We start from the raw sequence: 7,280 nt of genomic DNA, 5'->3' as shown, positions 1-7,280 counted from the left end.
GGTTCCGTGATCTTGAAGAGGTTGCGATGATTGCTGGCAATGACACAATAGATGGGGGCGCAGGTGAGGATTTGTTGATTGTCAATGACAGTGGTAATAGTGAGGGTAAGGGAATCATTTCAAATTTTAATGCCAGCACTAATACTGGCTCGATTACGAATGGCACTAGTCGAATTAGCTATAAGTCTATCGAACGATTGGATATCACAGGTACACAGTACGATGACTTGATTGCGGGGAGCAATGGCAATGATACCCTCAAGGGTGGTTTTGGCAATGATACCCTCACTGGTAGCAAAGGTAATGATAGCCTAATTGGAGGAGCTGGTACTGACACTTTTGCTTTCAAGAATTTCAATGAAGGTGTTGATCGTCTTGATGACTTCAACACGACTAATGAACTAATTCAGGTGACGGCTGCTGGTTTTGGTGGCGGATTATCATCAGGTACACTTGAGACAAATAAGTTTGCCATCGGAGCATCTGCAACTACTAATACTCAGCGATTTATCTTTAACAGCACTACAGGTGGATTGTTCTTTGACCTTGATGGTAGTGCCTCTAGGTTTACTCAGGTACAATTTGCACAATTAGATGCTGAGGTGGCACTAACCGAAAAGAATTTTGTGGTTGTTTAATCGGAGTTAACGTTCTGCCATCACCAAGCGGTACGATTTGCGAGGTGCTATTTTTAGCATCTCGCAAACGATAGTACTCAATGCAAGTCATTTTGGTAAGTGATAGGCATTCTTGTGCTGTACAAGATATTGCCACGCTTCGGCAAACATTTACCGCAGGCATCGCCAAATCTAAATCTGAAGCCATACCGAATAGCCTAACTGATGAATTAATCTCAAACTTCAGCATCATAGCCAACCGCTCATCAATCGTTAGGGCACTGAGTAATTCTTTAATAGTATTGCCCATTTCTTGGCTTGAGCGATTCTTCGAGAACACCGCACATCGCAGAAAATTTTGGTGTATCAAATGTATCTTAAGTTGCTCCCGATGTGATAGCATACCTTCAACAATTTTAGATAGCATACCTAATCCATGAATCAAGTTCGACTCCCTAAAGTTAGCGTTGCCGTGATTGGTTTGGTAGTTGCAAGCGTATTTCATGCTACTCCAGTGCTGGGAGCTATTCTAACTAGACAAGAATTTTCAGGTGATTTTACTTTAGTCGATGCTACTAGCCCATTCCTTACGAACTCTTTGCCAGAAAAAAGCGAATATTCGGGATTCGTGGTTTACTCAGAGTCCGGGACTTTAAGCGATTGGGAGCTATCCGTCAACAATCTAGACCTAAATTTGAAGAGAGTCCCTACTAATGGCGGTAACTTAACCCCAGATGTCGATTTTGAGCTTGATTCTGGGTCGAATTGGAGTTTAGTAGTTGATTTTGGCATTGCTTTTGATGCTCCAAGATATACCTTAAAAAGAACTTCAAGCTCTGAAATTACCTTGACAGGTGAGGTGGGACGGGCAGGAACATACATCTATCAAGATTCTGCTGCCAATATTACCCTGAGTTCTTCATATACATCAGTACCAGAACCCACTTCCCTACTAGGTCTATTGTTTGGAGTTGGTGCAATTGCTGTCTCTAAAAAAGCTGGTAAGACGAAATCGGAAGCATGAATTACTCAACTCTTTACCAAAGCTTTATCGATTTATATTAAAGTAACATGAGCGAGGGTTGGGTTGATACTTGTGTTTGCCCTGTGTGTATGTGATGCCGGTTCCAAATTTTTCGTTGTTTTGGCATCAAGTACAAAGCTAATGCTGAAGAGTAGTAAATACCGAACCCACTGTTTGTAAAACCAAGAGACAATAGGCTAAAACATCATGAACCTATCTTGTAGGACACAAGCTGCTCACCTAAAGTTAGATAAAATCATAGCTACAAAACTGATTCTGCCTTCGCTTCTGACTGGATTATTCGTAACGTGTGAAGCTAGTTATGCTTACAGCACATCCTCAATTACTAACAACATCACGAGGAACAATCTTATTGCTCAGAATCGAGGAAGCTGTGAACAATTTTTATCAGCTCTTGCTATAAGAGAAACAGGACAGCAAACTCCACCTTATGACATTGAAAATGCTTTAGGGTTTATTGGTAAGTACCAATTTGGTGAAACACTACTTATAGAGCTTGGGTACTACCAAGTTGAAAATCCTTACAACGGTGGAGGTAACGGCGTAGATAAGAATTATTGGCGTGGTACTTGGAAAGGTAAAAATGAAATTAATAGTAGGGAAGAATTTATGCAAAACAAGAATGGTGTACAAGAGACAGCAATCAAAGAGGCATTTAGCTTGAACTCGAATCGAATTAGTCAAATCCTTCAGTCAAATGGACGTTCCATTGAACAGTTCATTGGACAGGAACTGCAAGGAGCCAAAATTACACAATCTGGCATCCTTGCGGCTGCTCATCTAAGGGGTGAAACCGGAGTTACAAATCTACTGCTCAAGAATGAAGTTTCTAATGATGAATTTGGTACTTCTATTCTTGATTATTTAAAAGAATTTGCAGACTATGAGTCATGTATATAAATTGTTATTGGGATAGTTCAGTATCAGATTATTTACAAAGACTGTTACATAATAATGACCCAGGTTCCGTTCCATAGAGTGTGGTAGCATTTGGTGGGGTTTATCCTGGTGTGCAAGATGGCAGTAGAACTATTTCCATCATCCTTTCGTTGCGACTGTAGACATGAATTGGATTTCTCTGAGAATACCATCTCTGAGATGAAAAAGATGAGCATCCTTAAACGAGTTACTTTAGGAGACGGAGGAGATAACGAACACAAAATTGTTTTTTTCAATGGCTTTGCAAGAGAGATTATTTGCCCCAAACTCAGAATCTGCACAATAACCGACTCAGAGTAATTGTTTTGATGGAATAGTGAACTACTTTGACCTACACTGCCACCACCCAATCGCAGACCACAGACTTGCATCCGCTCCCAAAGTTAACCCAAACTTGCCACTGCCCCAGGTATGCGTTCTTTGTAAGTCTCACCATTAGCAACGCCGACAGTCTCGCTTTCCTTGGAGACTAGCTATTGGTAAAACTTGCCAACGCTGTCGAGTTCAAGGCGCAGCTTCAGGCGTAACCCCTTGCATCCAAAGACAAGAGGATCTTCTACTTGGGTAAATATTTGGGGAATTGTCAAGGGATTCCGTGTTAATAGCTCTACCTATTGAGGGATGTTTGAGTTTGTACTGTCTAACAGAATATGAGTTACGGAAGTAGCCTTTTATAAGGAATTAAGCCGGCAAATGTGTAAGTTACCTGCTCTGCCAATGGCTTATTCCTATTCATCAGCCAGATTAATAACTTATTTATAAATGAGAATTTCCTAAAAGACTTTATCTGTAAACCAGCATCGAGGTCTGGCTCAAAGTACAGCTGATAAAGACGCTGCCAATTTTCAGATGCTAATTCTGGACTAGTACTCATATTAATCGCTTGCGTCACGTATAAGCCGCTGAGAATAGCATTTGCAATTCCTTCACCAGTCAAAGGATCTGTCAGATTTGCAGCATCACCAATTTTGAAAATTTTACCATCGCTGACTGTGTTAGCTCGTTTTGCGGTGGCTAAGGGATAAGCTTTAGGTTTTTGCTGACTAACTACTAGACTTAAGAGTTCTTTTGTAGCCTGATTACGCTGCACAAATTCATTGAAAAGGCGAATAATGTTTGTGTTGTTGTTTTGATATTCATCTATCCATACTCCCACACCAACATTGAGCTTGACTAATTCTGAGTCTACCGCTACGGGAAATATCCAACCATATCCATTAACCCCAAGAGTTTTATCAAAGTAAATTTGAGCTTTTGAGAGATAGGTTTTTGGAAAATCTGTAACTTTTATATTCCAGTAAGCTCTAATTGCGATCGCATTGGCTTCTCCTGCATAGACACCGCGTGCATCAATTATGTAATCGAAATCACTATGAAGTTCTTGGTGATAGCGTTGAATATCGGTAATTCTCTGCGTTCTTTGTACACACCCTGCATTGATTGCTTTTTCATAAAGAAGATTGTCGAATACAAATCTAGGTATGCAATAGCCTTTAAGCTCAGTGGGACACAGATGGCTAATGTCGTTTGAAACTCCGAGCAGAAACCCATCGATTTGAGCGTACTCAGAGGCTAAACGTTTGATGTCCTGTGGATATATCCCCATTGTTGATAATGCTTGAACCGATCCAAGGCTGACTCCATCTCCACAAGTCTTATCTCTGGGAAAACAGTCTTTATCTATAAGCATGACTTGATGTCCGCTTTTAGCCAAGTGATAACCTGCGGAACACCCTGCTGGCCCTGCCCCAAGGACTACAATTTTAGACATGATTAAATCATCCTTATTAGAATTTGTCTTTATCCATGAACATAGTTTAAAAGGATGCCAACAATTTTACAAACTGATGAATTGCTTTCTGATTTTTTAGACAAGTAATAGATAACAGACTTGTATTGGACTTTCAGATGATGGATACGCTTGCTTCTTTATAACTAATATCTAGTTTGTTATATTTTTTGGTACATCAGACTACTTGTACTAAGATTTTTCGATACCGAATCCGAGCCATAATCATAATATTCCACATAAAAAAGAGTGATGAACCGCCACAGGAACGGAGAATTTTCTTTGCAGTTTTTTTAATGTTTTTCTGTTCGTTAACTTTTTCATCAGCCAGATAAACACCTAATAAAGCTCGATTAATCATTCGATGAAAGTGCTTATGTGGTAAACGGGAAACAGCTTGATCAGCCTGTTTAAGAAAATAAGCAAACCGTTCACTTATTTCTTGCCCATTATTATAGTAAGCACAGAAGTTTAAATCCCCACCTATGCGGTCTTCTTCTTGGTCGATAAAATAGTCAAGTAGGATATGAAGCCCTTGAACCCAAGGAAAGTAGCTGGTTTTAACTTTTGTAGCTAATTCCTCGGAGCAATCTGGATCGCTTGCATAAGCCACAAGGCAAAAAATTCCTAATGTTGAGCCAGTAGAAGCTGAAAATTCATACCACTTCATTTGAGGAATTTGGTTACGATGTCTTTCAAACCATGCTTCTAAGCGAGGAACCCGCTCGTTAACTTGAACGTGTTTATGAACTTGTAAATCACAATAATAATCAGCCAGATGATATAAACTAGGGGCAATTACGTGATATGACGGTAGCTCCCTTAGTACATTTTGACAAGTTTTTACTAATTCCATCAGATAGCCGCCATCGTCTTGCTCTTGACGAAATTGGTAGTAATTAATGCATTTAGCGCTAGGTGTCAAAGCATCTAAACAAGCTTGATGGAGAGTACGAAAATCTTTCGGATCTAAGGAAGTACTGCGATCGCATAGGTTATCTAAATAATCGCTAATTGTTTGATAAGCAACAATAAAGCAGATTATTTGCTCAATTTCTTGTTTGGCAAGTAATCCATAGATAGAACCACCTTCACAGTGAAAAGCTTTAGTTTTTATACTTAGTAAAGCCTGTTTACGTAGTTCAGGATTAGGAATTCGTTCAGCTTTTTTCTTCCAGAATTCTAAATGTTTATGAACTCGTGGAATAACATCATAATAGATTCTCAGCATCAGCATTGTAGAACTAGATGGAACTTGCAATAACAAAGCTTTTGGGAGAAAATCTTTAATATTTTTATTATGATTATGATCCTGATCTATGAGCATCAGTATTCTTTATAAAAATTAATCATTAACTATTTTTACATTAAACTTTAAATACTTAAAATTTACCTATCCTTTGAAACAGGTTAGATTAAAATGCTATGTATAATTAGACATATTTAATAAAATATGAATAGTAATTTGTGTAAAAATTGGCTTGTTCAAGACTGATTTTTCCCCTGAAAGGGGTGAAAATACAAAATTTTTTGCCTCTATTGCCCTGAATATATGTGAGACAGATTGGCTGCGCTCCTTCCATTTTGAAGACGGTCAACATTCCATGTAACATTCTTGTACGGTTGGTTCAAAGCTTTGTTAGTTTCCAGATTGGATGCCAGGAAAACTTCGTCTACGTAAAAACCGATTCCCAATCGTTAAAAAGACAGCAACATAACTCCGGCAATAACCACTTGTTGCGGTTTAATATCAAACATTGTTCATACTTTCAGCAAGTTTCCTATTAACTCAGCAGCGCTGGGTTGTTTTGCATTGTTTATTCTAAACTCCAATACGAAGCTTTGCCCCACAAATTGCTAAAGCCTCATCTTTCTTACTAAATCAATATCAGCAAGCCAGATGAGTTGGCTTTGAGCCGATGCCGTTTCTTCCATAATTGGAGAACACCACTCCACACCGTAAAGCCAATTGTTTTTAAGGCAAAAAATCCCTTGAATAATACGACGTGTTGATTGGAGACTAAAATCAACTTCAACTGTGTCGCCTAATTGAAAAACCGAAGTAGGAACAGCAGCATTTTTGAAGACATTTGTTGGATAAAATTCTTTAGAAGGCAAGTAAAGTATTTCACCGCGACAAACAATTGCATAAACCCACTTCGGGCTTTCCCAGTAAACGCCACAGCAGTAACCTAACAAATTGTAGGTTGGCAGGAAAACTTTTTCTCGCATCTGAACCGCTAATGGAGGCATAGCTTGACCCCACGGAGGAGAAATATACCAGCAAGATTCCAAAAGTGTAATTTGGTTAATCATAATGCTTTACCGCTCTAATTTTAGACACTTCAGATTTACTGATTGCGCCAACGGCGACTAAATGTGAGAGCCATTTTTATTTTTTCAATTACCTTAATTCGATCCAATCTTAAAAGTCTGGTTTATGCCTACTAAATAAGAAATGTTTTTATGTAATCATCTCTATCCAAAGATTTGAAGCTTTGTGAAGAATCGATGCATTCTTGGATACAAATTAAATTTCAAACATTTACCAGTAATAAAAACTTTTTCTTGCGAAAGTACCACTTTCAATCCCTATTACAAAACTTAATTGCGTAAAGCTTCGGCATAGCTTTGCTTAGGCACAAGACACGAATAAATCAGCCCAGCCCCTTCGGGGTTCAGCAGTCGCTCATGGGGGAAACCCTCAAGACCGCGCTGCTTCACCGTATCAATAATATTTTTGGCAAAACCGAAATATCTAGGCGCTTTCGCCTTAAGGGCGAAAGCGACGGCTGGGCTGATTTATTTATTGGATCTCCCTTAGAGCGTAGCCGGGCGTAACCCACTGTGAATTCTTTTAATATCTACGCTAATCCGAAAAAGCGTAATT

The 7,280-nt window shown here is 39.0% G+C and carries 8 protein-coding genes; 4 read left to right on the top strand and 4 right to left on the bottom strand.

Going from position 1 to position 7,280, the window contains the following annotated elements; translation table 11 throughout:
* Positions 1-638, top strand: a 638-nt coding sequence (locus H6G96_RS42785) for a calcium-binding protein (protein ID WP_190920000.1), incomplete at its 5' end; no start/stop codon positions are given.
* Here H6G96_RS42785 and H6G96_RS39675 read toward each other — a convergent pair.
* Positions 568-1,062: a hypothetical protein gene (locus H6G96_RS39675; RefSeq protein WP_206757700.1), complete on the bottom strand. Its 495-nt coding sequence runs from the start codon at positions 1,060-1,062 to the stop codon at positions 568-570. The genes H6G96_RS42785 and H6G96_RS39675 overlap by 71 nt on opposite strands.
* Here H6G96_RS39675 and H6G96_RS39670 point away from each other — a divergent pair.
* The 3 genes from H6G96_RS39670 (at position 1,054) to H6G96_RS39660 (ending at position 2,901) form a co-directional block, all read left to right on the top strand.
* Positions 1,054-1,641, top strand: a complete 588-nt coding sequence (locus H6G96_RS39670; protein WP_190919996.1) for a PEP-CTERM sorting domain-containing protein — start codon at positions 1,054-1,056, stop codon at positions 1,639-1,641. The two genes, H6G96_RS39675 and H6G96_RS39670, sit on opposite strands and share 9 nt — an antisense overlap.
* Before the next feature lie 207 nt (positions 1,642-1,848).
* Positions 1,849-2,562, top strand: coding sequence for a hypothetical protein (locus tag H6G96_RS39665; protein WP_190735297.1), 714 nt, complete (start codon positions 1,849-1,851; stop codon positions 2,560-2,562).
* A gap of 117 nt (positions 2,563-2,679) precedes the next feature.
* The gene (locus H6G96_RS39660) at positions 2,680-2,901 is read left to right on the top strand and encodes a hypothetical protein (protein ID WP_190919994.1); all 222 of its coding nucleotides are present in this window, start codon (positions 2,680-2,682) and stop codon (positions 2,899-2,901) included.
* Positions 2,902-3,256: 355 nt separating this feature from the next.
* Here the strand turns inward: H6G96_RS39660 and H6G96_RS39655 are convergent, their stop codons facing one another.
* From H6G96_RS39655 to H6G96_RS39645, 3 genes are all read right to left on the bottom strand, one after another.
* The gene (locus H6G96_RS39655; RefSeq protein WP_190919993.1) at positions 3,257-4,372 is read right to left on the bottom strand and encodes an FAD-dependent oxidoreductase; all 1,116 of its coding nucleotides are present in this window, start codon (positions 4,370-4,372) and stop codon (positions 3,257-3,259) included.
* Positions 4,373-4,568: 196 nt separating this feature from the next.
* Positions 4,569-5,717, bottom strand: coding sequence for a tetraprenyl-beta-curcumene synthase family protein (locus H6G96_RS39650; RefSeq protein WP_199339879.1), 1,149 nt, complete (start codon positions 5,715-5,717; stop codon positions 4,569-4,571).
* Between the two features lie 530 nt (positions 5,718-6,247).
* Positions 6,248-6,706, bottom strand: coding sequence for a DUF1392 domain-containing protein (locus H6G96_RS39645; RefSeq protein ID WP_190737250.1), 459 nt, complete (start codon positions 6,704-6,706; stop codon positions 6,248-6,250).
* Between the last annotated feature and the right edge of the window lie 574 nt (positions 6,707-7,280).

The organism is Nostoc sp. FACHB-892 (genome assembly GCF_014698795.1).
Lineage (GTDB): Bacteria > Cyanobacteriota > Cyanobacteriia > Cyanobacteriales > Nostocaceae > Nostoc.
Note: the sequence above shows the minus strand (reverse complement) of the source record. Positions and strands in the feature narration are given on the sequence as shown.